The organism is Sulfitobacter sp. S190, from assembly GCF_025141935.1.
In the GTDB taxonomy this organism is placed as follows: domain Bacteria; phylum Pseudomonadota; class Alphaproteobacteria; order Rhodobacterales; family Rhodobacteraceae; genus Sulfitobacter.
The window spans coordinates 1,649,039-1,673,667 of record NZ_CP081120.1 but is presented as its reverse complement, the minus strand read 5'-3'; the positions used below and the strand labels follow the sequence as shown (position 1 = coordinate 1,673,667).

Annotated in this window: 28 protein-coding genes and 2 tRNA genes; 18 read left to right on the top strand and 12 right to left on the bottom strand. The window is 58.7% G+C overall.

Going from position 1 to position 24,629, the window contains the following annotated elements; all coding sequences use genetic code 11:
* Positions 1–3 precede the first annotated feature (3 nt).
* Positions 4–80, top strand: a tRNA-Arg gene (locus tag K3756_RS08515).
* Positions 81–138: 58 nt separating this feature from the next.
* Here K3756_RS08515 and K3756_RS08510 read toward each other — a convergent pair.
* The 4 genes from K3756_RS08510 to K3756_RS08495 form a co-directional block, all read right to left on the bottom strand.
* Positions 139–1,074, bottom strand: coding sequence for a response regulator (locus K3756_RS08510; protein WP_259993370.1), 936 nt, complete (start codon positions 1,072–1,074; stop codon positions 139–141).
* Between the two features lie 232 nt (positions 1,075–1,306).
* The gene (locus K3756_RS08505; protein ID WP_259993368.1) at positions 1,307–2,389 is read right to left on the bottom strand and encodes a methyltetrahydrofolate cobalamin methyltransferase; all 1,083 of its coding nucleotides are present in this window, start codon (positions 2,387–2,389) and stop codon (positions 1,307–1,309) included.
* Between the two features lie 10 nt (positions 2,390–2,399).
* Positions 2,400–3,329 (bottom strand): methylenetetrahydrofolate reductase, encoded by a 930-nt coding sequence (locus tag K3756_RS08500; protein ID WP_259993367.1) that lies wholly within the window; start codon positions 3,327–3,329, stop codon positions 2,400–2,402.
* A gap of 41 nt (positions 3,330–3,370) precedes the next feature.
* The gene (locus K3756_RS08495) at positions 3,371–3,667 is read right to left on the bottom strand and encodes a virulence factor (RefSeq protein ID WP_259993366.1); all 297 of its coding nucleotides are present in this window, start codon (positions 3,665–3,667) and stop codon (positions 3,371–3,373) included.
* A gap of 285 nt (positions 3,668–3,952) precedes the next feature.
* Between K3756_RS08495 and K3756_RS08490 the strand changes: the two genes are divergently transcribed.
* A complete protein-coding gene (locus K3756_RS08490; protein ID WP_259993365.1) occupies positions 3,953–5,071 on the top strand; it encodes a Ppx/GppA phosphatase family protein in 1,119 nt (372 codons plus the stop codon).
* On the top strand, positions 5,071–5,805 hold the full coding sequence (locus K3756_RS08485) for an RlmE family RNA methyltransferase (protein ID WP_259993364.1): 735 nt from the start codon (positions 5,071–5,073) through the stop codon (positions 5,803–5,805). Before K3756_RS08490 ends, K3756_RS08485 begins: the two co-directional genes overlap by 1 nt.
* A gap of 71 nt (positions 5,806–5,876) precedes the next feature.
* Here K3756_RS08485 and K3756_RS08480 read toward each other — a convergent pair.
* Positions 5,877–5,966, bottom strand: a tRNA-Ser gene (locus K3756_RS08480).
* Positions 5,967–6,109: 143 nt separating this feature from the next.
* Here K3756_RS08480 and K3756_RS08475 point away from each other — a divergent pair.
* The 9 genes from K3756_RS08475 to K3756_RS08435 all read left to right on the top strand — a co-directional run bounded on the left by K3756_RS08475 (position 6,110) and on the right by K3756_RS08435 (position 13,695).
* Positions 6,110–6,952, top strand: coding sequence for a DUF2059 domain-containing protein (locus tag K3756_RS08475; protein ID WP_259993363.1), 843 nt, complete (start codon positions 6,110–6,112; stop codon positions 6,950–6,952).
* On the top strand, positions 6,952–7,761 hold the full coding sequence (locus tag K3756_RS08470) for a DUF2059 domain-containing protein (protein ID WP_259993362.1): 810 nt from the start codon (positions 6,952–6,954) through the stop codon (positions 7,759–7,761). Before K3756_RS08475 ends, K3756_RS08470 begins: the two co-directional genes overlap by 1 nt.
* A gap of 199 nt (positions 7,762–7,960) precedes the next feature.
* Complete coding sequence (locus K3756_RS08465) at positions 7,961–8,692, top strand: 50S ribosomal protein L21 (RefSeq protein ID WP_259993361.1); 732 nt, start codon at positions 7,961–7,963, stop codon at positions 8,690–8,692.
* A gap of 11 nt (positions 8,693–8,703) precedes the next feature.
* Positions 8,704–8,973: a 50S ribosomal protein L27 gene (rpmA, locus tag K3756_RS08460; protein ID WP_259993360.1), complete on the top strand. Its 270-nt coding sequence runs from the start codon at positions 8,704–8,706 to the stop codon at positions 8,971–8,973.
* 139 nt (positions 8,974–9,112) lie between these two features.
* Entirely contained in the window at positions 9,113–9,715 is a 603-nt protein-coding gene (locus K3756_RS08455; RefSeq protein ID WP_259993359.1) for a LysE family translocator, read from the top strand.
* A 3-nt stretch (positions 9,716–9,718) separates the two neighbouring features.
* Positions 9,719–10,258, top strand: a complete 540-nt coding sequence (locus K3756_RS08450; RefSeq protein ID WP_259993357.1) for a GNAT family N-acetyltransferase — start codon at positions 9,719–9,721, stop codon at positions 10,256–10,258.
* A 13-nt stretch (positions 10,259–10,271) separates the two neighbouring features.
* Entirely contained in the window at positions 10,272–11,306 is a 1,035-nt protein-coding gene (obgE, locus tag K3756_RS08445; RefSeq protein ID WP_259993355.1) for a GTPase ObgE, read from the top strand.
* A complete protein-coding gene (gene proB / locus K3756_RS08440) occupies positions 11,294–12,433 on the top strand; it encodes a glutamate 5-kinase (RefSeq protein ID WP_259993354.1) in 1,140 nt (379 codons plus the stop codon). Before obgE ends, proB begins: the two co-directional genes overlap by 13 nt.
* Positions 12,430–13,695: a glutamate-5-semialdehyde dehydrogenase gene (locus tag K3756_RS08435; protein WP_259993353.1), complete on the top strand. Its 1,266-nt coding sequence runs from the start codon at positions 12,430–12,432 to the stop codon at positions 13,693–13,695. Before proB ends, K3756_RS08435 begins: the two co-directional genes overlap by 4 nt.
* On the opposite strand, the gene K3756_RS08430 is transcribed toward K3756_RS08435, so the two are convergent.
* Positions 13,692–14,288 carry a histidine phosphotransferase family protein gene (locus tag K3756_RS08430; RefSeq protein WP_259993352.1) on the bottom strand — a complete coding sequence of 199 codons (597 nt, stop codon included), beginning with the start codon at positions 14,286–14,288 and terminating at the stop codon, positions 13,692–13,694. The two genes, K3756_RS08435 and K3756_RS08430, sit on opposite strands and share 4 nt — an antisense overlap.
* Before the next feature lie 32 nt (positions 14,289–14,320).
* Here K3756_RS08430 and K3756_RS08425 point away from each other — a divergent pair, with 32 nt between their 5' ends.
* The 3 genes from K3756_RS08425 (at position 14,321) to K3756_RS08415 (ending at position 16,195) form a co-directional block, all read left to right on the top strand.
* A complete protein-coding gene (locus K3756_RS08425) occupies positions 14,321–14,503 on the top strand; it encodes a DUF3553 domain-containing protein (protein WP_259993351.1) in 183 nt (60 codons plus the stop codon).
* Between the two features lie 103 nt (positions 14,504–14,606).
* Positions 14,607–15,365 (top strand): GNAT family N-acetyltransferase, encoded by a 759-nt coding sequence (locus K3756_RS08420; RefSeq protein WP_409202429.1) that lies wholly within the window; start codon positions 14,607–14,609, stop codon positions 15,363–15,365.
* Positions 15,362–16,195 (top strand): 1-acyl-sn-glycerol-3-phosphate acyltransferase, encoded by an 834-nt coding sequence (locus K3756_RS08415; protein WP_259993349.1) that lies wholly within the window; start codon positions 15,362–15,364, stop codon positions 16,193–16,195. The genes K3756_RS08420 and K3756_RS08415 overlap by 4 nt, the downstream gene beginning before the upstream one ends.
* On the opposite strand, the gene K3756_RS08410 is transcribed toward K3756_RS08415, so the two are convergent.
* Positions 16,196–16,732 (bottom strand): GAF domain-containing protein, encoded by a 537-nt coding sequence (locus K3756_RS08410; protein WP_259993348.1) that lies wholly within the window; start codon positions 16,730–16,732, stop codon positions 16,196–16,198. It lies immediately after the preceding gene.
* 299 nt (positions 16,733–17,031) lie between these two features.
* On the opposite strand from K3756_RS08410, the gene rpsB reads away from it, so the two are divergent.
* Both rpsB and tsf read left to right on the top strand, forming a co-directional pair.
* The gene (gene rpsB, locus K3756_RS08405; RefSeq protein ID WP_259993347.1) at positions 17,032–17,904 is read left to right on the top strand and encodes a 30S ribosomal protein S2; all 873 of its coding nucleotides are present in this window, start codon (positions 17,032–17,034) and stop codon (positions 17,902–17,904) included.
* Positions 17,905–18,015: 111 nt separating this feature from the next.
* Positions 18,016–18,891, top strand: a complete 876-nt coding sequence (gene tsf, locus K3756_RS08400) for a translation elongation factor Ts (RefSeq protein ID WP_259993346.1) — start codon at positions 18,016–18,018, stop codon at positions 18,889–18,891.
* A gap of 341 nt (positions 18,892–19,232) precedes the next feature.
* Here the strand turns inward: tsf and K3756_RS08395 are convergent, their stop codons facing one another.
* Together K3756_RS08395 and aroQ are read right to left on the bottom strand one after the other, a co-directional pair.
* Positions 19,233–19,988 (bottom strand): LuxR family transcriptional regulator, encoded by a 756-nt coding sequence (locus K3756_RS08395; protein ID WP_259993344.1) that lies wholly within the window; start codon positions 19,986–19,988, stop codon positions 19,233–19,235.
* A complete protein-coding gene (gene aroQ, locus K3756_RS08390) occupies positions 19,988–20,425 on the bottom strand; it encodes a type II 3-dehydroquinate dehydratase (protein WP_259993343.1) in 438 nt (145 codons plus the stop codon). Before aroQ ends, K3756_RS08395 begins: the two co-directional genes overlap by 1 nt.
* 317 nt (positions 20,426–20,742) lie before the next feature.
* Between aroQ and K3756_RS08385 the strand changes: the two genes are divergently transcribed.
* Positions 20,743–22,407 (top strand): thiamine pyrophosphate-dependent enzyme, encoded by a 1,665-nt coding sequence (locus tag K3756_RS08385; RefSeq protein WP_259993341.1) that lies wholly within the window; start codon positions 20,743–20,745, stop codon positions 22,405–22,407.
* A gap of 11 nt (positions 22,408–22,418) precedes the next feature.
* On the opposite strand, the gene phoB is transcribed toward K3756_RS08385, so the two are convergent.
* The 3 genes from phoB to pstB are packed head-to-tail and all read right to left on the bottom strand — an operon-like array spanning position 22,419 to position 24,626.
* Positions 22,419–23,108 carry a phosphate regulon transcriptional regulator PhoB gene (phoB, locus tag K3756_RS08380; RefSeq protein ID WP_259993334.1) on the bottom strand — a complete coding sequence of 230 codons (690 nt, stop codon included), beginning with the start codon at positions 23,106–23,108 and terminating at the stop codon, positions 22,419–22,421.
* Between the two features lie 5 nt (positions 23,109–23,113).
* Positions 23,114–23,824, bottom strand: a complete 711-nt coding sequence (gene phoU, locus K3756_RS08375; RefSeq protein WP_259993324.1) for a phosphate signaling complex protein PhoU — start codon at positions 23,822–23,824, stop codon at positions 23,114–23,116.
* A 4-nt stretch (positions 23,825–23,828) separates the two neighbouring features.
* A complete protein-coding gene (gene pstB / locus K3756_RS08370) occupies positions 23,829–24,626 on the bottom strand; it encodes a phosphate ABC transporter ATP-binding protein PstB (RefSeq protein WP_259993314.1) in 798 nt (265 codons plus the stop codon).
* Positions 24,627–24,629: the final 3 nt, after the last annotated feature.

The following is a 24,629-nucleotide window of genomic DNA, read 5'->3' as shown; positions in this document are numbered from 1 at the left end:
CGTGGACCATTAGCTCAGCTGGATAGAGCGCTGCCCTCCGAAGGCAGAGGCCAGAGGTTCGAATCCTCTATGGTCCGCCACTCCTCAAACGTCATTGATAGTGCCGCCTCTGCGCGAATTTGTCGACGGTAGGTGAGTTTAACGTGCGCGGTGGCCCGCGTTCTGGGTTTGCAAACGGGCATGTTGCATCACGTAGAGCGGCTCCACGTCGGAGGGCAGATCTGCGCAGTTGACTGTGCTGATCCGGAACGTCGCCTCCGCATTTGTGAGCATCTGGAACGACTGCCGAGTTTCCGACACGGCGCGTTCGATCCGCTGTGCCACCGGAGGCGGTGAAATTTGCAACTTTGAAAACGAGAGGATGGCGAAACTATTGGCCCCGAGATAAGCAAGTATGCTGCTCGTATCCGCAAGCTCAGCGACCAGATGCAGGGACAGTTCGTTGATGAAGGCCGCCTCTGTGCGGGGCGATCCATCGTTGCCGGGCACCTTATCGATTTGCAGAAGCGCAAATCCCGCACCCCGGCGTATGTCGGCGGGCACATGCGTGATGCAGTTTTCCAGAGCGAGGGGAGAGACAAATCCGCAGTGCTTTTCATCCTGCTGGACGCTGGCTCCGGACAATGACCCGAAACTCATGACCGGATCGCGGTCTTGCACCGACAGAGGCGCAGATGAGGCGCGCAATTCACGCGGTGCACGCAGACAAAGTTCGGCACCACGGATGGCGGCGTCAAGATCATCAACCGCAAATGGCTTCGTGACATAGTCAAAAGCACCTGCCACGAAAGCGTCAATGATGTGCCGGTGATCAAGGCGGTCAATCATCATGATAATCGGCACATCGATGTAATGCGGGAATTGCTGGATCAGCGGGATCAGACCGGTGCCCGGCATATCAGGCAGATCGTGATCAATGAGAATACAGTCGAACGGGCGCTTTGCCGACTGAACCAGCGCCACCGCCTGATGGGCGGACACCGCAGTAACCGGCTCGCAGTCCGGCATATGCGCCAAAAGCTCCCGGACCCATTCAAGGCCTGCCGCATCGTCGTTTACTGCAAGAACACGCATTTTCGGTATCCATCCAATCGGTCACTAAGACGTCGTGGTAACGGCACATTACTTTAGGTTGCATTTTGCTACCTTGTATCAACCATATAGTATTGCCTGACGCGCTTGCAATCTTTAGTTGAGCAAACTGCGTAATTCTTGAGCGGACGGTCGGGTAAGTTCCTTATAATACTCTTTAAATACAAAACGGCGCCCCACGAAAGGCGCCGCAATCACTCTCCTATAGGCAGAGTTATGCCCGGCGGCGACGGCCCCCTGTACGTCCGGCGCGCCCGCGGCCTTCTTCGCCCGCCTTCGGCGCAACCTTGTTGAATTTGATCCAGTCGCCGCCGTGCGGATCACGATCAAACAGGAAATTTGCGGCTCTGATCGCTTCCATTTCCTTGCCCGCGCGCGGTTTTGTCGATCCCATGCCGAAGAGTTGGACGAAAACTTCGTCGTCCATACCTTCGGGCAGCACGACGCCAAGCGCGTCCAGCTCTGCTTTCTTCTCCGCAATCTTCTTGGGGCCGACGGGTAGGGCGACCGGATTCATGATCGCAGAGGTCATGCCCGCGCCCATCGCCATCGGCAAAAACGCATTGTTGATTCCGTGGCGATTAGGCAGCCCGAAGCTGATGTTCGATGCGCCGCACGTGGTGTTCACGCCAAGTTCTTCACGCAAGCGCCGTACGAGTGTGAAAACCTGATGCCCCGCCGTCGCCATTGCACCGATGGGCATGACCAACGGGTCCACCACGATGTCATGCGCCGGAATGCCGAAGTCTGCCGCGCGTTCGACGATTTTCTTGGCCACGGCAAAGCGCACTTCGGGATCTTCGGAAATGCCCGTGTCATCATTCGAAATCGCCACGACCGGCACATTGTATTTCTTGACCAGCGGCAAGACCAGTTCGAGCCGTTCTTCCTCGCCCGTAACTGAGTTGAGAAGAGGGCGGCCCTCGGCCGCGGCAAGCCCGTTTTCCAAAGCGCCCGGCACAGAGCTGTCGATGCAGATCGGGCAATCGGTAACGGCCTGAACGCGGTTGATGAGCTCTGGCATCAGCGTGGGTTCGAGAAAGTTGTTGTCGGCGTAGCGCGGATCCTCGGCCATCTTGTTCGAGAAGACCGCACCCGAGTTGACGTCGAGAATGGTGGCACCTGCCGCGACCTGCGCCACCGCATCTGCCTCTACCCGACTGAAATCGCGACGCTCGAGCTCTTCGTTGAGGATTTTGCGGCCGGTCGGATTGATCCGCTCTCCGATGACGCTGAAAGGCTCGTCAAAGCCAATGACGGTGGTTTTCGTTTTGGATTCGACGACAGTTCTGGTCATGGTGCGGTCCTTAAGAGGCGTTTGCGGGAACGGCCGATTGGCCGCCATTGTCCTGTGCCCATTTGGCGTTCGTCTTGATGCCACCGAGCGGGAAAAAATGAACGTGGCTGATGTTGAAATCCGGATTTGACGCCTTGTGCGCGGCCAGTTCGGTCACGACATCCGTAGGCTCGTATGGCAGCAGCAGCTTGGTGACGTCCATCGCCCGCTTTTGCAGCACCTTCAGGGAGGGCCCGACGCCACAGGCAATCGCGAATTTGATCAGCGTCTGCAATTTTGCCGGACCTGCGATGCCGATGTGGACGGGCAGGGTGATCCCGGCCTCCTGCAGGCCATTGGCCCAGTCGATGATCGGCTGTGCTTCGAAAGCGAATTGGGTCGCAATTGCCATCTTGGCATCCGTGCGCGTCTGGAACTCGTTTTTCCAGCGCAACGCGGCATCGACATTTGCGGTTCCACTCGCGTCAATATCGCGATTTCCTTCGGGATGGCCCGCAACATGGAGGCGTTCAAAGCCCGCCTGATCGAACAAACCGGTCTCCATCAGCTGCATACTGTCGCTGAAATCACCGTGCGGCGCCGTGACACCGCCCGCCAGCAGCAGCGCCTGCTTGACGTCCGCTTCGCCTTGATACCGCGCGATCCAGTCGGCAAGCGTCGCCCGATCCTTGATGATGCGCGCGGGGAAGTGAGGCATGACGGCAAACCCGCCCGCATTCAGACGGGCCGCCGTTGCCACCATATCGTCGATGGGCGTGCCCTCGATATGCGCGATGTAGACGCGTGTTCCGGCAGGAAGCAGATCCGCGAAATCATCGACCTTCTCGGCGGTACGCGGCATCACTTCGATAGAGTAATTGCGCAAGAACGCTTCGACGTGCGGATTGACCGGTGTCTGACCGGCGGCGTCATCTTTTTTGCGGAAGTTAAGCAAAGCCATGCGCAGGCTCCTTGTTATGTCGGTAAAGAGCGGCAGGGCGTTCAGGCCCAACCATCGTTGGCGATTAACTTCTTGATACGGTCACGGTCATATTCGGCGTCCAGCCGAGCGGCTTCTGCGTCTGCGACTTCTGCATCGTCACCTTCGACGGCATAGGGGGCCGCCTTGCGCCACTCGGCAAGATAGGCATCGGTATCGCCTGCGCCAACCTTCATCGCCACCCGGTCAATCGCCTGCTCGAACCGCTCGGGCAGGGGGCGCTTCTGGCCGCGACGGCCTTTGCCCACGATGACTTGTGCGGGAATGTCACGCCAGTAAACGACGACAACGTCAGCCATGATCGAATCTCCCTCTCCCATTGGGATGTCTTGCGCTCTTCGTAGCGGATGGCCTGAGCCTGCCAAACGTCAATTTCGACAGAAACGACCCCATCCGCGACCTTTGGGATAGCCAACTGCGGGCGCGGAAGCGAGGGGCGCTTGGTGTCATAATATTCATCATCGTGGTGAGCCGGATCGCAACGTCACCCCACGGCGGAACGGCGCGATTGCGTTCCAACGACCCTTGCGCTGCGCGGGCGCAAAATATACTCTTATGCCAACTCAAATTGAAAGGCGCGACCGATGGCGCCAAAGCGCTCCAAAGGTGCGGGCGCGCTCGAACGGAAAAAGACGGCTCTGAGCCCCGCGCCAGTTTCGTCCAGATCTAACGACCTATATGCGGCCCTGGATCTGGGCACAAATAGCTGTCGCATGTTGATCGCCCAGCCGAAAGGCGGGGGGTTTCATGTGGTGGATAGTTTCTCGAAGTCCGTGCAGCTTGGCGCGGGGCTCGAGAAAACCGGGCGATTGTCGCGCGGATCGATGTCACGTACCATTCAGGCACTGCGCATTTGCCAGCAAAAACTCAGACGCAACAAGGTCAGCCGGATGCGGCTCGTGGCCACCGAAGCCTGCCGCCGTGCGCTCAACGGCGCGGACTTCATGCGCCGCGTCACCCGCGAAACCGGTCTGCGGCTCGATATCATCGAACCGGAGCAGGAAGCGCAGTTGGCCGTGATTTCATGCGCGCCGCTGGTCAGCCCGAAAACGGAAAACCTGCTCGTCGTCGATATCGGCGGCGGATCGACCGAACTTGTCTGGATCGACATTTCCGGCGTCGCACCGACCGAGCGGGCGCAGTCGATCATGCGTCTGCACGACGGGTTCAGGCAGGCAATCACCGACGTTCCCGCCGCCAAGGTCGTTGACTGGATCAGCGTTCCCCTGGGGGTTGCCACCCTGCGCGACCAGTTTTCTGATGTCGAAGACGACGCCGCACGCTTTGCGCTGATGAGCTGGTTTTTCGAGGAAAACCTGACGGATTTTACGCCTTATCAATCAGCGCAACCGCAGGAACGGTTTCAGATCGTTGGCACGTCTGGTACCGTTACGACAGTTGCGGCATCGCATCTGGGCTTACGCCGCTATGACCGTACCAAGGTAGACGGGCTGCGCATGACGTCCGAGCAGATCGACAAGGTCATTCACAACTATCTCGCGATGGGCCCCGCAGGGCGCCGCGTCGATCCGTGCATCGGGCACGACAGGTCGGCGCTTATCATGTCGGGCGCCGCAATTTTGCAGGCCCTGATGCGCTGCTGGCCGACCGACAGGCTGAGCGTGGCGGACCGGGGCCTGCGCGAGGGCCTGCTTTATGCACAGATGAGCGCCGATGGCGTGCTTGAGGAAGGAACATTCTGATGGGCAAGACGCCGACAGGAAAAAACACATCCGGCCGCGGCCAGCGCGAGCTGAAGGTCAAGGTCAAATCGGCCCGCGGGCGCAAGCTCAGCTCGACGCGGTGGTTGCAGCGTCAGCTCAACGATCCCTACGTCAAACGCGCCCGCACCGAAGGATATCGCGGGCGCGCGGCCTATAAGATCATGGAACTTGACGACAAGTACCGCTTTCTTGTGCCGGGTGCCCGGATCGTCGATCTGGGCGCCGCGCCGGGGGGCTGGTGCCAGGTTGCCGTCAAACGCTGCAATGTGCTGGGCGAAAAATCCGGGAAGGCACAAGGCACCATTCTGGGCATCGATTTGCAGGAAATGGAACCGATCGCGGGCTGTGAATTGCATCAGCTGGATTTCATGGAGGATGACGCCGATATCAAGGTGAAGGAATGGCTTGGCGGCAAGGCGGACGTGGTGATGTCGGATATGGCGGCGTCATCTTCGGGCCATAAGCAAACCGACCACCTGCGCATTATCGCCCTGTGCGAAGCAGCTGCCTATTTCGCTTTCGATGTGCTGGACGAGGGCGGCACATTCGTGGCCAAAGTACTGGCGGGCGGCGCCGAGGGCGAATTGCAAAAGCTCCTGAAGCGGCGTTTCACCAAGGTCGCCAACATCAAGCCACCGGCAAGCCGGTCTGACAGTTCCGAGAAATTCGTTGTGGCGACGGGGTTCAAGGCCCAAGGCGATACAGAAGATTGAAGAACGCGCGCCATCGCCACCGGTGGCGCGTCGCCCCGAAGCGGGGAAACAATACTGCTTCTGAAAGAAAATGGCGGAGAGACAGGGATTCGAACCCTGGGTAGGCTTGCACCCACAACGGTTTTCGAGACCGCCCCGTTCGACCACTCCGGCACCTCTCCGCGGGGGTCTGGATGGCCCGTTTAGTCGGCTTTTTCCCGACAGACAAGAGGGGCATTGCCTATCTTTTCCAAAGATTGCCAATTTTCATTGAAGCCCCGCCCGGAACCCTTACTTTGCAAGCCAACCGTACGAAGGAGACACAATGCAGCCGCTTCGACATCTATTTCTGATCCCCGCCCTGTTCATCGCGTTGAGTGCTTCCGTACTTGTCGGTCCGGCAAAGGCGGCCGATCGTGCGAATCTTGAGGCTTTTCTTAAAACGACCGGTTTCGACGTAGCGCTTGAGAGTATCCGACTGTCCGCCGACAGCGCCCCGCAGATGCTGGGCCTTCAGGCCGATGATTTCGGTTCTGAGTGGAAGCGGTTGGTCACGGAAGTATTCGAGACGGACCTGATGCACGGCATGGCAATCGACATCTTGGGCGAAACGCTCGACGATGACGAACTGGACCACGCCGCGGACTTCTACGCATCCGACTTGGGCATGCGGCTTGTCGAGGCTGAAAACCGGTCCCATATGATCGAGGAAGACGGGCTCAAGTCCGAAAGCGGCGGCGCGATTCTCGAAGGATTGAAGCGCATTGAAAGCCCCCGCGTGGACATACTGGCGCGGATGAACGATGCCAGCGGCAGCATCGACAGTTCTGTGCAGGCCATTCAGGAAGTGCAGATCCGCTTCCTGATGGCAGCTGCGGGTGCCGGTGTCGTCGAATTGCAGATGGACGAACCCGATTTGCGCGAAGCGATGCAAAGCCAGTCCGACGTCATGCGCGAAAGCCTGCAACAAAGTGCTATGGAGGGGGCCGCATATACCTACCAGGCCTTCTCCGATGACGAGATGATCGCCTATGCCGAAGCGCTCGAGCACCCGAAAATGCAGAAAGTCTATGAACTAATGAATGCCGTGCAGTACGAGATCATGGCGAACCGGTTCGAAGCGGTCGCGGCCCGCCTGCAAGCGATGCAGCCCAGTCAGGACCTTTGATGCGGTTCATTTCGGCACTGTGCTTTTTGCTCACGATGGGCGTCGCTGCATTTGCCGACGCGCGTCACACGGTATTGATGGACGTGATGCGCATCGACGAGTTGTCTGTGATCCTGAGCGGCGAAGGACAGGTATTCGCGGACAACCTGAACACGGACTGGCTGGCCGGGCAGGGTGGGGCAGGCTGGCAACAATTCGTCGATGACATCTACGACCCCGCCAAGATCGCGGAAGGGATCCGCGCAGGCATTGAACCGGCGCTCGAGGGGGCAGCGGTGGAAGAGGCCATTGCCTTTTACGCCACCGACCTCGGCCAGCAGGTCATCAGCCTCGAAAACTCCGCCCGTGCGGCGATGGCCGATCCTGACATAGAAGCTGCAGCACGCGATGCCTACACTTCGGTCGCGGGAACGGATGATCCGCGCATCGTGCAGATCGACCGCATGATTGCTGCGGGTGATCTGGTGAACCGAAATGTGACCTCCGCTTTGAACTCCAACTACCAATTCTTGCGCGCCTTGGTCGACGGAGATGTCTATGCGCTGTCGGATGCGGAAATTCTCGAGGATGTGCAGTCGGAGCGCGACGAGATAACGGCAGACACCGCGAACTGGCTTGGGGCTTTTCTACTGCTTGCCTACAGCCCTCTGAGCTTAGAGGATCTGACGCGATATGCCGAATTCGCCCAAAGCGATGCCGGCATGGCGCTCAATGCTGGCATATTTGCGGGTTTCGATCCGCTTTACGCCGACATTTCCTATGCTTTGGGTCGCGCGCTGGCGCTGAATATGACGGCCGAAGAACTTTAGCGTTCGCCCTTGCGTTTTATGGGCCAAAGCGCCTTGACTTGGCCGCCTGATCCGATCATAAGCCCGCATCTCTGCCGCGTTTCTGCGTGCGGGGCTTTTATCAATGACGCCGACAGGCGCGCTGTTCGACGGTGAGGATTTCCTCGCGAACGCCCGGACCCCGGGGGCCACAGAACGCGGAAAACACGAAGGAAGACCTATGTTTGCGGTCCTGAAGACAGGCGGTAAGCAATATAAAGTACAAGCGGGCGATATGCTGCGCGTGGAACGTATTGCGGCATCTGCCGGTGAGAAAGTACAATTCAACGAAGTGCTGATGCTCGGTGGCGACGAAGTCACCGTTGGCGCACCTTTGATCGAAGACGCCGGCGTGCAAGCTGAAGTCGTCGACCAGATCAAAGGCGAGAAAGTCATCCACTTCGTCAAGCGTCGTCGGAAGCACTCTTCCAAGCGCACCAAGGGTCACCGTCAGAAGCTGACCCTGCTGAAGATCACTGACATCCTTGAAAAAGGTGCGGGCAAGTCCGGCGTTGCAGCCGCGATCGGCACCGGTTCGGTCAGCGCATCCGCCGTGGCCGCGATGGAAGAGCGTTACACCCACAACAAGACCGATCAGGCCGAGATGGCCAAACGCGTCGAAGAGGGTGAAGCCAAGGAAAAGTCCGCCAAGGCCCCCAAAGCCAAGGCCGCTGCCGAAAAGCCTGCCAAGGCGAAGAAGGCCGCAAAATCCGACGGTGACGACCTGAGCAAGATCTCTGGCGTTGGTCCGGTTATCGTAGGCAAGCTGAACGATGCAGGCATCACGACGTTTGCCCAGATCGCAGCATGGACCGATACGGACGTGGAAGAGATCGAAGAGAAACTGTCGTTCAAAGGGCGTGTGGGTCGTGAAGACTGGATCGCACAAGCCAAAGAACTGGCTAAAGGCTAAGGAGAGACCTAATGGCACATAAAAAAGCAGGCGGTTCATCCCGTAACGGGCGCGACTCAGCTGGTCGTCGCCTTGGCGTCAAGAAATACGGCGGCGAAGTTGTCGTTCCCGGTAACATCATCGTGCGTCAGCGCGGCACAAAGTTCTGGCCCGGTGAAGGCGTCGGTATGGGCAAGGATCACACGATCTTTGCAACCGTCGACGGCAATGTTCAGTTCCACAAGGGCCTGAAAAAGCGCACGTTCATTTCGATCGTCCCGGCCGCGGAAGCCGCTGAGTAAGCCGTACCCGGAAGACACGACACATTCAGGGATCGGCGCAAACCGCCGGTCCCTTTTTCGTTTGAAGCCGCGCGCGCCGCGGCTTGCAGCAAAGGAATCTTTCCTTGACCCATTGCAACGCTCTTATGGCGGTACTGACATGACTGTCGCCGTTCTGCCGCTGGCCATTTTCGCGGCCAGTCAAGTGGGCACACCGGGCCCCGCGAACATGGCGTTGCTGGCGACCGGCGCGCGCTTCGGGTTTCGTGCGGCCTTGCCGTTTGTTGCAGGCGTGGCGCTTGGCAAACAACTCATCATCTGGCCGATCGGTTTCGGGTTGATGCAGCTGGCCGAAAGCGCGCCCGGCCTGTTCACTGCGCTCAAATACGCCTCTGCCGCCTATATTATCTGGCTGGCCTGGAAGGTCGCGAACCTTCGGCTGGGTGTGTCCGATGCGGGCGCCCGGGCGCCCGGCTTTGCGGCGGGCCTTATAGTACACCCCCTCAACCCAAAGGCATGGGCGATGATCGTCGGCAGTTTTACCGCTTTTGTGGCGGATGGAACGTCGGCACTTGTTGCCACCGCCACGATTGCCGCCGTGCTCTTGGCGTGTCAGCTGCTCATGCATCCGCTCTGGACCTTGGGCGGCGAAGCGATTGCGAAATCTGTGGCGGGAACGAAGCTTGAACCTTATCTGATGTACACCCTTGCAGGGCTGACCGTCGCGTCCGTCCTGTTTGTCCTATTTGCCGGAGGAGCCTGACCCATGGATGCACCTGTCGTGGAACAGCCCACCATTGTCACAGAGCGTTTTGCGCTACGTCCCGTACGGCCCTCCGATTTGGGCCGCATCGAAATGTATGCCGCGGACAAGCGCGTTGCCATGAGCACGTCGCGTATTCCGCATCCGTTGCCGCCCGGTGTGATTGACGCATTCATCGAAAGAGCGATGAAGCCCGAGCGCGAGGAAGACGTCTGGGTCATGGATGGCGGCGCACCGGATGGTACCGAAGTCATGGGGGTCATCAGCCTGACCCATCTGGATCGCAACCAGTCCGAGGTCGGATATTGGGTGGCGCCCCCATTCTGGAACACGCATCTCGCCTCTGACGCCGTGACCGCGCTGGTGGCCGCCAATCCGCTGGATAACGACACGATGTTCGCAAGCGTTTTTCACGATAATCCCGCTTCCGCCAAGGTGCTTACAAATGCAGGCTTTCAATATCTCGGCGATGCGGAGATATTCAGCCTGGCACGTGACGCGGCCGTGCCGACCTGGACATACAGTCTGCGGCTCAAGACCTGATTTAGGATACACCATGAAGTTTCTCGACCTTGCCAAAGTCTACATCCGTTCCGGCGCTGGCGGGGGTGGGTGCGTATCGTTCAGACGCGAAAAATACATCGAATTCGGTGGCCCGGACGGGGGCGACGGCGGCGGTGGAGGTACAGTCTGGGCAGAAGCGGTGGACGGTCTGAACACCCTGATCGACTTCCGTTATCAGCAGCACTTTTTTGCGAAAAACGGTCAGCCCGGAATGGGAAAACAGCGCACCGGCAAGGATGGCGATGACATCGTTCTGCGTGTCCCCGTGGGGACCGAAATTCTTGACGAGGATCAGGAGACCGTCATCGCGGACATGACCGAGCTGGGCCAACGGGTCGAGCTGGCACGCGGAGGCAATGGCGGTTGGGGCAATTTGCACTTCAAGTCGTCCACCAACCAAGCACCACGGCGCTCCAATCCGGGGCAGGACGGTGTAGAGCGGACCCTTTGGCTGCGGCTCAAACTCATCGCAGATGTCGGTTTGCTGGGCCTACCCAACGCGGGAAAATCGACCTTCCTTGCGGCAACATCCAATGCGCGGCCCAAGATCGCGGACTATCCCTTCACAACCCTTCACCCGAATTTGGGTGTGGTCGGTGTGGATAACACTGAGTTCGTCGTCGCGGACATACCCGGATTGATCGAGGGTGCGCACGAAGGCCGCGGCATCGGGGACCGGTTTCTGGGGCACGTGGAGCGCTGCGCCGTGCTCTTGCATCTGGTTGACGGGACCTCGGAAACGATTGCCGATGATTACCGCACCATCATTACAGAGCTTGAGGCATATGGCGGCGAATTGGCCGAAAAACCGCGCATTACGGTGCTCAACAAGGTTGATGCACTGGATGAAGAACAGACCGCAACCGCCAAGAAAGAATTAGAAAATGCCTGTAGCGGTGAGGTGATGTTGATGTCCGGCGTCGCCAAGACGAATACGACCGAAGTGCTGCGCGCCTTGCGGGCCGAGATAGACGATGATCGTATTCGGCAAAAACCAGCGGAGGAGGCCACACCGTGGCAACCCTGACCGCGGCCAAACGTGTTGTCATCAAGATCGGTTCGGCACTGTTGGTCGACCGGGTCACCGGCAAATTGCGGACCGAGTGGCTGACCGCTCTGGCGGCAGATGTGGCATGGCTCAAGGCCCTTGGCACCGACGTTGTCATTGTATCGTCCGGGTCCATTGCGATGGGACGCGGCGCGTTGGACCTTGGCCTTGGCACTCTCGCGCTGGAACAATCCCAAGCAGCCGCCGCGGTCGGTCAGATCCGCCTTGCACGCGCCTACGAAGAAGCGCTTGAACCGCATGGCATCATCACCGCCCAAGTGCTTGTCACACTTGAAGATTCCGCTGATCGCCGCCGCTATCTCAACAGCCGCGCTACTTTAGAGACCCTGCTGGCATTGGGAACCGTGCCGATCGTCAATGAAAACGACACGGTTGCCACAGACGAGATCAGGTTCGGCGACAACGACAGGCTTGCCGCGCAGATTGCGGTCACTGTCGGGGCCGATCAGCTTGTCCTGCTGTCGGACGTTGACGGGTTCTATACTGCCAACCCAGCGGATGACCCGACTGCGCAGCGTTTTGACATCGTTGATCGCATCACGCCGGAAATCGAGGCGATGGCGGGCGACGCGGGGTCAGGATTGAGCAAGGGCGGTATGAAAACCAAGCTCATGGCTGCCAAGACCGCGACGGCTGCGGGATGTGCGATGGCAATCACGGAAGGATCGATCATGCGGCCGCTCTCGGCGCTTGAGGAGGGGGCAAACGCCACGTGGTTCGCCGCCCAGACAGACCCGCAAGCCGCGCGCAAAGGCTGGATCACCGCCATGAAACCGCAAGGCAGCGTTACTCTCGACGCAGGTGCTGTAACGGCACTGGCCCGCGGCAAGAGCCTCCTGCCGGCGGGTGTTGTGCAGGTGACCGGAGATTTTGCCCGAGGGGACGCGGTATCCCTGATCGGGCCGGACGGCGCTGTCATCGGCAGCGGTCTGGTCCGCTATGCCGCGGCAGAGGCGCGCGCGATCCAAGGCCACCACAGCCGCGACATCGAGCCATTGCTCGGCTATCCCGGCCGCGCCGCACTCATCCACCGTGACGATATGGCGCTCGGGCGCCTGCCAGAAGAAGTGACTGTAAGCACATGACAGATAACGAAGATATCCCAAGAATGATGGCTGATATGGGGGCCCGTGCCAAAGCTGCTTCCGCTCAAATGGCGGTGGCCGATGCAGAACGCAAACATGCGGCGCTGATTTCGGCAGCAGATGCAGTGTGGGCGGGACGCGAGTATATTTACGCGGCCAATGCAGAGGACATGAAATTTGGCCGTGAAAAAGGCCTGTCAAACGCCATGCTGGACCGGCTCAAGTTGGACGAGGACCGCGTGCGCGGCATCGTCGACGGGCTGCGCGCCATCGCGGAGCAACCCGATCCGGTCGGCGAGGTAATGGACGATTGGGACCAACCCAGCGGCCTGAACATCCGCCGCGTGCGTACCCCGCTGGGGGTGATCGGGGTTATCTATGAATCCCGGCCCAATGTCACGGCAGACGCTGGTGCGCTTTGCCTCAAAGCGGGTAACGCCGTAATCCTGCGCGGGGGCTCGGAGAGTTTTCACAGCAGCCGCGCCTTGCATAATTTCCTGCAAAAGGGATTGCGGGACGCAAACCTTCCGGAAGACGCGATCCAGCTGGTTCCGGTGCGCGACCGTGCAGCGGTTCAAGAAATGCTGACCATGACCGATACAATTGACGTGATCGTTCCGCGAGGCGGCAAAGGGCTCGTCGGTCTGGTCCAGCGTGAAGCGCGTGTTCCGGTTTTTGCACATCTTGAAGGCATCGTTCATATCTATATCGACAAGGCCGCCGACCCTGAAAAAGTGCTGAAAGTGGTTCTGAACGCCAAGACACGCCGAACCGGAATCTGTGGGGCGGCCGAATGTCTGTTGATTCACCGCGATGTCGCACAGACCATCGGACAGGGCGTAATCCGTGCGCTGATTGATGCAGGCGTAGATGTACGCGCTGATGCAACGCTCTCGAAAATAACGGGTACCAGCGCAGCGGGTGAGGATGATTGGGGCCGCGAATACCTCGACATGATCATCGCGGCAAGAACGGTCGATGATATCGACGGCGCCATCACTCATATCCGGCAGTTCGGCTCGAACCATACCGATTGTATCCTGACCGAAGACGAGCAGACGGCGGCCAAATTTATGAACAGCCTCGATAGTGCAATCATCATGCACAACGCATCGACCCAATTTGCCGACGGCGGTGAGTTTGGCATGGGTGCGGAAATCGGCATCGCAACAGGAAAAATGCACGCCCGCGGCCCCGTCGGCGCCACGCAGCTGACCAGTTTCAAGTATTTGGTGACCGGTGACGGAACTGTACGGGCCTAAAAACGCATCGTGATGTGCGCGGCGTCCGTCGTGAGCAGGATGCGGCGCCCCGCCTCGGCCGCGATTGCGGGCAGCAGGCCAAATTGGACATGTGATGGCTTCAACCCGTCGGGCACTTCGCGCCGGGCAAGATAGGCCCACAGGTCAGGATCGACGTTCAGTTTGTCGGCGTGGCCTTTCAGCTCCATCTCGGCGCCAATGCGCGTGATTTCGATCCTGCCGCCGTAGGGCATGCCGCTTTCCAGACACATCAGGCCAAGAAAACAGAGCCGCACCAGCTTGCGGGGCTGCGGATCCATTGGCCCCCAGGCCACGGTCAGTCGGCTGCTTTCGTACACATCACGCAGCACGGCGGTGACTTCAGCGCGGCCGATTTCCTGATCGCCAGCGGCGCCGAACGCGATCCGGAAGAACCTGATGCGTGCGCTGGCATTGTTGACGCTTTCGGAAATCAGCTCGATCTCGGCATCGCCGGGAGTTTCGCTCATTCCAATGAGTTCAATTCCGTTGTTGATGGCGCCAATGGGCGATATGAGGTCGTGACAAATGCGGCTACCGATCAATGCGGCAAGAGTGGTCTGCGTATCGGGCATGGCCGAAGTGTCCTTGTCTGGAAGGAAGATGGATGGAAGATCTAAACGCGATCCTGACGCCCGGAATGCTGGTGCGTCACCCCGACCAACCTGATTGGGGAACCGGGCAGGTACAAAGCAACGTGCAAGGGCGCGTCACGGTAAATTTTCGCGATATGGGCAAGATGGTCATAGACAGCTCCCGCATTGCTTTGCTTCCGGTTTTTGATGGCTGAGTGTCGCCCCCAATACGTTAACAGAATGATAACCAGTGGTTGAAAAATTGCAAACTCTACCGCGCCGTATCGCAGGGCAGATGGACCGACGGGTGGCATGCGCATGACCCCCTCATCCCGCTTCACGGTCAAGCTTGCCGAAACGGACGCGGAATTGCGGGCCGCGCAACGCCTTCGCTACGATGTATTCGTGGACGAGCTGGGCGGCGATGGCGCGATGGTCGATCATGACGCGCGGCTCGAACGAGACCGCTTTGACCCGTTTTTTGATCATATGATCCTGTCGGAAACAGGTTCGGAGGCGGTCATCGGGGTCTACCGTCTGCTGCGGGGGGATATGGCCTTGCGGGCAGGGGGGTTCTACTCCGAAGCGGAATACGATCTGGGCCCGCTGCGGTCCTGCGGTCGGCCCGTGCTCGAACTCGGTCGATCGTGTTTGCACCCCGACTTCAGGGGCGGAATGGCGATGCACCGGCTTTGGGAAGGGCTTGCGGATTACGTGGCCCGCCACCGCATCGAAATCCTCTTCGGCGTCGCAAGTTTTCACGGCACGGATCCCGAAAAACTGGCAGCTCCGCTTTCCTTGCTGCATCACCGACACCTCGCGCCGCCGGGTCTGCGGGTGCGCGCGCAGGACGATGCGTTCCAGAGAATGGATCTTATCGCGCCGGAGAACCTCGATCGGCGTGCCGCGATGCTGCAAGTGCCGAGCCTGATCAAGGCCTATCTGCGCCTTGGCGGATACGTCGGGGAAGGCGCCTATATCGATTACGCATTTAACACCACAGACGTCTGTCTTGTCATGGACACTGCACAAATGAACGACCGGCAGGCACGGCGGTATCGCGGGGCACCGGCATGAGCGGCACTTGGGACGAAGGCGATTATCCACCAGCCGAAACGGTCACGATCCACAGCATCTTCCGCATCCTGCGCAGGGGCTTGCCACTGGCGATCCTTGTGTTTGGCTGCCTGTTGATCCTGATTATCGCGCGGCTGATCGAGCGGCCGCTTTTCGGGCTGCATCGCCCCTATACGCCGCACATTACACAGTTTGTCTGCCGGAACGCCTTTCGCCTTCTCGGGATTGCATATGACGTGAAAGGTGCCCCGATGGCCCATAGGGGTGCGGTTGTTGCCAACCACAGCAGTTGGCTCGATATCTTCGCGCTCAATGCCGCCAAACGGATCTATTTCGTGTCAAAATCCGAAGTGGCAAACTGGCCCGGGATCGGCTGGCTTGCGAAGGCCACGGGCACTGTCTTCATTGAACGTAACCCCGCACGCGCGCGCGAACAGACCGAAGTCTTTCAGGCCCGTCTGCTTGCCGGTCACAAGCTTCTGTTCTTCCCCGAGGGGACAAGCACCGATGGGAAGCAAGTGCTTGAGTTCAAAACGACCCTGTTCCAATCGTTTTTCGCGGCTGATTTGCGGGACGAAATCTGGGTGCAGCCTGTGGCCGTCCATTACGCGGCTCCCGACGGAACCGATCCTCGTTTTTATGGTTGGTGGGGGGACATGTCGTTCGGCGCACATCTGCTTGCCACGCTCATGCCGAAACGTCAGGGGAAGGTGCGCGTTGTGTACTGTGATCCGCTGAAGGTCAGCGCATTTGCCGACCGCAAAGCGCTTGCGCGAGCGTGCGAAACGACAGTGCGCACCACACACGAACAGCTTTTGAAAGAAGTGTGATTAGTCCGTCAGAAGAACGAGTGTTCCGGCGGTCAGACCGGCGGCCATGCGCACGAGCATCAACTGCTCGGCGCTGATCGGAGCCCCACCACCAGCGCGGGATCCGAACTCTACGGTGCCGAAAACCCGCCCGTCGAAAACAACCGGTGCGCCCATGAAACGCGACGGCACAAAGCCCGTCTGGTCCGGGCAATCCGCACTGGGCGCCATTTCGGGATTATCGTAGTGAAGCGTTTTGCGGTTGCTGGTCAGCATGTGTGTCAGTGTGATTTTGCTGGGCCCGGCAGGCGGCACAACCATGCGCGCCGAAATGAAGGGCACGGCCGAGACCGGTTCCTGTGGCAACGTGATATAGCCATAGTCCATTCCGAACACGCGGCATGCACGGTTCAGCAAGATGGAGAACCGCTGTTTGACCGGCAGGGCGGGAAGCGCGAAAACATCGACCATGAAATGCGCGAGCTCTTCAAGCTCTGAACGCCCCTCAATGATCTTGAGCTGCGGTTTTGCCAAAAATGCGGGTTCTGTATCTCTCACGGTCACTGATCCAAGCTGCTTCGGATTATCAATAAGTGATCAAGGACACGGTGCTTTCCGAGGCAATGACGGACCAATCGATCCTGCACGTGCAGCACAACACGTTTCTGGCTCAGAAAGCAAGCCTGCTACCCCATTATATGCCTTGCGATTCCGTTTAAACTGCAGTATCCGCCCCTCACTTCATCCCGCAGTCGGGGATTGGGGCGTACGGGGGAGACATCCCCGCACCTCCGCCGGTTGGTTCGCATGTCGCGGATCATACCCCCGATGAGGCTAAACCGGAAAGGTATAAAGACATGGCTCTTCCTGAGTTCTCCATGCGCCAATTGCTTGAAGCAGGCGTACACTTCGGCCACCAGACGCAGCGCTGGAACCCTCGCATGGGTCCGTTCATCTACGGCGCGCGCAACGGCATTCACATCATGGATCTGACACAGACTGTTCCAATGCTGGACCAGGCGCTTCAGGTCATCCGCGACACCGTCGCCAAGGGCGGCAGCATCCTTTTCGTCGGCACCAAGCGTCAGGCACAACAGCCCATCGCCGAAGCCGCCGAGAAATGCGCGCAATATTACATGAACCACCGCTGGCTCGGCGGTACGCTGACCAACTGGCAGACTGTTTCGCAGTCGATCAACCGTTTGAAAAACATCGACGAACAGTCCGAGATGGGTTTCGAGGGTCTGACCAAGAAAGAGCGTCTTGGCATGGAACGTGACCAAGGCAAACTGCAGGCGTCGCTGGGCGGTATCCGCGAAATGGGCGGTCGTCCTGACCTGCTGTTCGTGATCGATGTGCGCAAGGAACAGCTGGCCATCGCAGAAGCCAACAAACTGGGCATTCCGGTTGTGGCTGTTGTCGACACCAACTGCTCGCCAGACGGTATCGATTACATCATCCCCGGCAACGATGACGCGGCACGCGCAATCGGTCTGTACTGCGATCTGGCATCGCGCGCCGCACTCGACGGCATGTCCGCACAGCTGGGCGCCGCAGGTGTCGACATCGGCGAGATGGAGCAGGCCCCCGAGGAAGAAGTCGTCGCAGAAAGCACCGGTGTGGAGACGGGTAACGTATCCGATCAGACCGCTTCTGACGCATCGACAGCCGATGGCGCGCCTTTCGATATCGAATCGAAGCAGGAAACCGTCGAAGCGGCGAAATCCTGATCCGGTGACCCTGCCTTCGGGCAGGGAACCGATGACGGCATGTAGGATGGGGCAGGGGATACCTGCCCCGGACACATCCAGACCTGAAACCAAATTTAGGAGACCCAAGCGATGGCAATTACTGCATCTTTGGTGAAAGAACTGCGCGACGCGACCGGCGCAGGCATGATGGACGCCAAGAAGGCGTTGACCGAAACAGACGGCGATATGGAAGCGGCGGTCGATTGGCTGCGCACCAAGGGCCTGGCCAAAGCGGCCAAAAAATCCGGCCGTACCGCGGCCGAGGGCCTCGTGGCCGTGAAAGTTGAAGGCGGGCGCGGTGTGGCGGTTGAAGTCAACTCCGAGACCGATTTCGTCGGCAAGAACGCCGATTTCCAGAAAATGGTCGGCAACATTGCCGATGTTGCGGTTTCGCAATCCGACATCGACGCGCTGAAAGCAGCGGACATGGGCGGCAAATCGGTCGAGCAGACCGTGACCGACGCCGTTGCCGTGATCGGCGAAAACATGTCTGTCCGCCGGATGTCCGCGATCGAGGGCGACACTGTTGTGTCCTACGTCCACAACGCGGCTGCTCCCGGTATGGGCAAGATCGGCGTGTTGGTGGCAATGTCCGGTGGTGACGAGGCGTTCGGCAAGCAGGTCGCGATGCACATCGCAGCTGTAAACCCGGCATCGCTGTCGGAAGACGACCTTGACCCAGCCGTCGTCGAGAAAGAAAAGCAGGTCCAGATCGACATCGCCCGCGAATCCGGCAAGCCGGAACAGGTCATCGAAAAGATGATTGTAGGTCGGATGAAGAAATACATGTCCGAAGTGACACTGCTGAACCAGGCGTTCGTTGTGAACCCAGATCACACCGTTGGTGAAGCCGCAAAAGAAGCGGGCGCAACCATTTCCGGTTTCGTGCGTCTGGAAGTTGGCGAAGGCATCGAAGTGGTCAAGGAAGACTTCGCAGCCGAGGTCGCAAAAGCCGCGCAAGGCTAACTCTTAGCCATAGCGCGATGATTGAAACGGGCCCCCGATGCAGGTGGGCCCGTTTTTTTTGCTTGCGGGTTACAGGGCCGAAAACGCTGAAGGACGATCCGACGGGTAAACGGATCGTCCTTCTTGAGACTACGCAAGCGCGGGGAGTGCGCGATCGCAGAATAGGTCCGGCCCTTTGATCCGAGTATAGAACCAAGGAGTCCGGGATACGCCAGAGCCTTGATATTCCAAGGGTTTCACGTACCGTTCGCCGAGCCTGCCAAGCAGTCTAACCCGACAAATAAATACTGCGACGCTACGTCAACTTTGCCTAGTACGGAAAACCTTACCTAATGGTTAAATTATAGATCAAGAATAAACATCTGGTTTGCGAAAGCCGCCTTGAGGACCGCCTGTGCCGTGGTTTCCACCGACAGATTCTCCCGCGCGAGCCTGAGATGTTTCTCTACGGTCGCGGACGTCAGGCCCATCAGCATGGCAATGTCCTGCGTCGTTTTCCCGTCTCCAACCCATTCCAGCGCCTCGCGCTGGCGGTTCGTCAGTGACCGGCTGGGCGTATTGTAGGGCAGGGTAAGTATCTTGAGATGAACGATGTTGTTCATCAGCGTAATGTCGTTGCCGTGCTTTTCCCAAACGGCGTCGATGTCTTCTTGCGACATTCCCGGTTCAGCGGTCAGCGCGATTGCGCCTTTGGACCTTGCGGAAACCGATTTGAAGCTGACTGTATAGCCGGCCGTGACGTTCATCTTCTGATTGAACTCATAGATCGCGCGTGCCTGCGGTGAGAGACCTTCTGATCGCATGACCTCGGCAATGTGCTGCCAGCTCTTCGCGCCTTCGTTCTGGAGCGCCCATTGCACCATGGGTGCATGAAAATAGTGACTGTCGCTCAGGAACACATCGGTATATTCGCGCGGATGGTTTGTCAGGATCACGAAATCCTCAGGATCACCAAGCGATGTGTCCGTGCGATATCGCGTGAACCCGTAGAGCAAACGGTCAAAGCCGAAATCCGCCATCTGGTTGCAATGCGCTTCCCAGAGCGCTTCGATGCGCTGGCTGTCAGAGACATTCCTGAGGTACATGCGCAGGCTCATCAGCTCTCCAGATGTTTGTTAAGGGCATCAATCGCGAGCAGGTACCCCTGAACGCCAAACCCACAGATCTGACCCAGCGCGACCTTCGCGAGATAGGAGCGGTGTCGGAAGTCCTCACGGGCATGAATGTTGCTCAGATGAACCTCAACCGTTGGCACGGCAACCGACGCAACTGCATCCATCAACGCGACCGAGGTATGTGTATAGGCGCCGGCGTTGATGATCAGACCGTTGTGGGTTTCACGGGCGGCATGGACAGCGTCGATCAACGCACCTTCGTGATTGGATTGAAGACAGGAGACCGTCACGCCAAGCTGCTTGCCGTGCGCGATGCAAGCCTTTTCGACTTCGCTCAACGTCGTGTGCCCATAGACTTCAGGCTGACGTGTGCCAAGCAAATTCAGATTGGGGCCGTTAAGGATCAGTATCGATGTCATGGAAGCTCCGGCAGCATTGCCCAAAATTTGACAGTTGCGATCAATTCTGTCCAGTGCGCAGTGGAAAAGCCGCTTTATTCGCACTTATTCGCGTCATAGCTGCATCACGTTGCATTCGGAAATCGCTCAATTTTTCAGCAAGACCAGCCTGTGCGGTCGGTGGTAACGGTAACAGTTCCTCGCCATATCTAATATTTACATAATATGGATTATACCTTTTACGTTTATCAGAAAGTCGGTGCCCTCCGATCAACTTAGCCGTTGCAGTCCTTCGACACCCGAGTGATCTTGCCTCAAAAGAAATCGAGGAACAGAACATGGCACGGAATGGCGGACAGCTTCTTGTGGATTGTCTTATTGCGCTTGGCGCACGCAAGAGCTTTGGCGTGCCGGGTGAAAGCTATCTACCCGTGCTCGATGCGCTGCATGACACCGGCGGTACCTTTGACTTTGTTTTGTGCCGCAACGAAGGTGGTGCGTCGTTTATGGCCGCGGCCTACGGCAAGCTGACCGGGACACCGGGCATCTGTTTTGTGACCCGCGGCCCCGGCGCGACCAACGCGTCCATCGGCATCCACACCGCGCAGCAGGACAGCGCGCCAATGTTGGTTTTTGTCGGCCAAGTCGGCGCGGACATGAAGGGTCGTGAAGCGTTTCAGGAGATTGACTATCCCGCGATGTTCGGGACGGTCGCCAAATGGGCCTGCGAGATCGACAGCACCGACCGCATTCCGGAAATCATTGCGCGTGCTTGGAAAACCGCTATCACGGGCCGCCCCGGACCTGTCGTGATTGCGCTGCCTGAAAACGTGCTGAGCGGACTGACCGATGTGCAGCCCCTGCCCGGTCCTGCGCAATACGCCGAGGCAACGCCCGATTTTCAAGCGGTGAACCGAACCCGCGACATCCTGCGCACGGCCAAACGGCCCGTGATCCTTTACGGCGGTTGCAATTGGAGCACCGAGGGCAGCAACGCCTTGCAAACATTCGCCGAAAACTCCGACATCCCGGTCGTATGCGTGTTCCGATATCAGGATCAATACGACAATACATCTGAGACTTTCTGCGGTGAAGCGGGTGTCGGCATGATCCCGTCCGTCCGTGCCTTGATACGCGACGCAGATGTTATCCTGGCCATCAACAACCGGTTCGGGGAAAACTCGACCGAAGGATATACGCTGCTGGATGTGCCGGTACCGAAACAGCGCCTTATCCACGTGCATGCATCCGATCTGGAACTGGGCAAGATCTACCAACCGGAGATCGCCATTCAATCGGGCCCCAACGCCTTTGCCACCGCTCTGGCGCAAGAAGCGGCCAAGGAAGAGCGCGGCACGTGGCGTGAAAACGCCCGCCGCGCGTTTCTTGATGGCTTTGACCTGCCCGACCTGCCTTCGCCCGTCGACATGGGAAAGGTGATGGCCCATTTGCGCGCCGTGCTGCCATCGGACGTTATTGTCACCAACGGGGCCGGAAATTTCACCGCCTGGCCCAATAAATTCTTTGAATACGGCCCAGACGCGCGGCTGCTTGCACCGCAGTCCGGTGCGATGGGATACGGCGTGCCGGCGGCCATTGCGGCAAAGGTAGCAGATCCCGGTCGCACCGTGATCTGTTTTGCGGGTGACGGAGATTTCCAGATGAATTGCCAGGAACTGGCGACGGCCACACAAGCGGGCGCACAGCCGATCGTGTTGATCCTGAACAATGGCATCTACGGAACCATCCGAGCCCATCAGGAACGCCATTTTCCGGATCGGGTTTCCGGAACAACGATGACCAGTCCTGATTTTCCAGCGCTTGCACGGGCCTATGGGTTTTACGCGGAACATGTTGAAAACACAGAGGACTTCGAGGCGGCCTTTGCCCGTGCGCTTGCGTCGGACACGGGCGCCGTGCTCGATCTCAATATCTCGGCCGAAGCGCTCACGCCACGCGCGACATTGTCGCAAATTCGGCAGGCCGGGAAAGACAACCACTAGGCGCAGGCACGTCAGCCAAGCGCATATCCCGCACCTCTAACGGTGCGGATGGGGTCATCCCCACCCTGCCCCGCGAGCGCCTTGCGCAGGCGTGCGATATGTACGTCAACCGTGCGGGTGTCGACGTAGATATCCTGCCCCCAAACCCGATCCAGCAGCTGGTCACGGCTGAAAACCCGCCCCGGCTTTTCCAGAAACGTCAACAAAAGCCGGTATTCGGTCGGCCCGAGTTTAAGCTCTGACGTGCCGCGCGTGACGCGATGTGTTTCGGGGTTGAGAACGATATCCGCAAATTGAAGTGTTTCGCCCGATGCCGCGGGACGCGCCCGCCGCAATTGTGTCCTGACCCGTGCCATCAGTTCACGCAGATTATAGGGTTTGACGACGTAGTCATCCGCGCCCGTATCCAATCCACGCACGGCGTCCACCTCTTCGGAACGCGCACTCAGCATGATCACGGGGATATTGCGGGTTTCACTGCGCGTTTTGATCTGTCGGCAGACCTCTATCCCCGACATCAACGGCATCATCCAGTCCAGAATTACGAGATCGGGCAATGCTTCCTTGATCAACATCATCGCTTCTTCGCCGTTCTCGGCGCGGCGCACGGCGTACCCTTCCGCCTCGAGATTATAGGCCAGAACCTCGCGTTGCGCGGGCTCGTCCTCGACCAGCAAGACCTGCAGCTGCGGCACCGACACGTCGATCAGACCTGCGGTGTCACGGAGGTCTGATCCGCCTTGGGCCGCGCTTCGTCGGGATGCTGACCTGTGACAAGATATACGACCTGTTCAGCCATGGACGTACAATGATCGCCCATACGCTCGACATTCTTTGCGATGAAATGCAAATGCATACAGGCGGTGATGTTTCGGGGGTCTTCCATCATGAACGTCAGGAACTCCCGGAACAGGGCGTTATACATCTGGTCGAGGTCTTCATCCCGCGCGATCACATCCGCGGCAAGGTCCGCATCGCGGCGGATATAGGCGTCCAGCGCGTCCTTGAGCATCTCTTCGGCAAGTCGGGCCATGCGGCGAATGCTGCCCGCGCCGTCGTTTACCGGCGGCAGGCTTGCCAATACACCTGTCCGTTTCGCCATGTTCTTGGCGTAATCGCCGATCCGCTCAAGGTTTGCAGAAATTTTCATCACGCTGAGAATGACCCGCAGATCAACCGCCGTGGGGGCGCGCAGGGCAATGACCCGCGCGGCCTGTTCGTTGATCTGCGCTTCCAAAGCGTCGATCTGCTTGTCCGCCGCGCGCACCTTTTCGGCCAAAGGCTCATCGCGTGTCTCGAGACTTTGGGCGGATTGACGGATCGCATCTTCGACCAGGCCGCCCATCTTCATGATCTGGGCTTGAACCTGTTCCAGATCGCGGTCAAAGGCCGAAGCGATATGATGTTGTTTTTCCATGATATTAACCGATCCTTCCGGTAATATAGCTTTCTGTGCGCGGATCTTCGGGGGTTGTGAAGATCTGATCGGTATCGCCAAATTCCACAAGGTGACCCAGATGGAAAAAGGCGGTGCGCTGGCTGACACGCGCGGCCTGCTGCATCGAATGTGTCACGATCACCACCGAATAGTTCTGGCGCAGTTCGTCGATCAGTTCCTCCACCTGCGCAGATGCGATCGGGTCCAATGCCGAACAGGGCTCGTCCATCAACAAGACCTCAGGTTCCGTCGCGACGGCGCGTGCAATACACAGGCGTTGTTGTTGTCCGCCTGAAAGCCCCGTGCCGGGGGCATGAAGCCTGTCCTTCACCTCGTCCCAGATCGCCCCACGGCGCAGGGCCCGTTCGACAATCTCGTCAAGATCGGCCTTGTTCCGGGCAAGCCCGTGGATACGCGGCCCGTAGGCGACATTATCATAGATTGACTTGGGAAACGGGTTCGGCTTTTGGAAAACCATTCCGACCTTGGCGCGCAGCTGTACCGGATCGACTTTGGGATCATAGATATCCTCGCCATCGATCAGGATATCACCTTCGATGCGGGCAATATCGATCGTGTCGTTCATCCGGTTGATACAGCGCAGGAAGGTCGATTTCCCGCAGCCCGACGGACCGATGAAAGCCGTGACCGTATTGTCCTCGATCTCGATGCTGACATCCTTGATCGCGTGGTTGTCTGCGTAATAGACCTGAACGTCACGCGCTGAAATTTTCGATTTCTGGGCCACAGTAGCCTCCGGTTTTTGTGTCTCGTCTCGCATCCG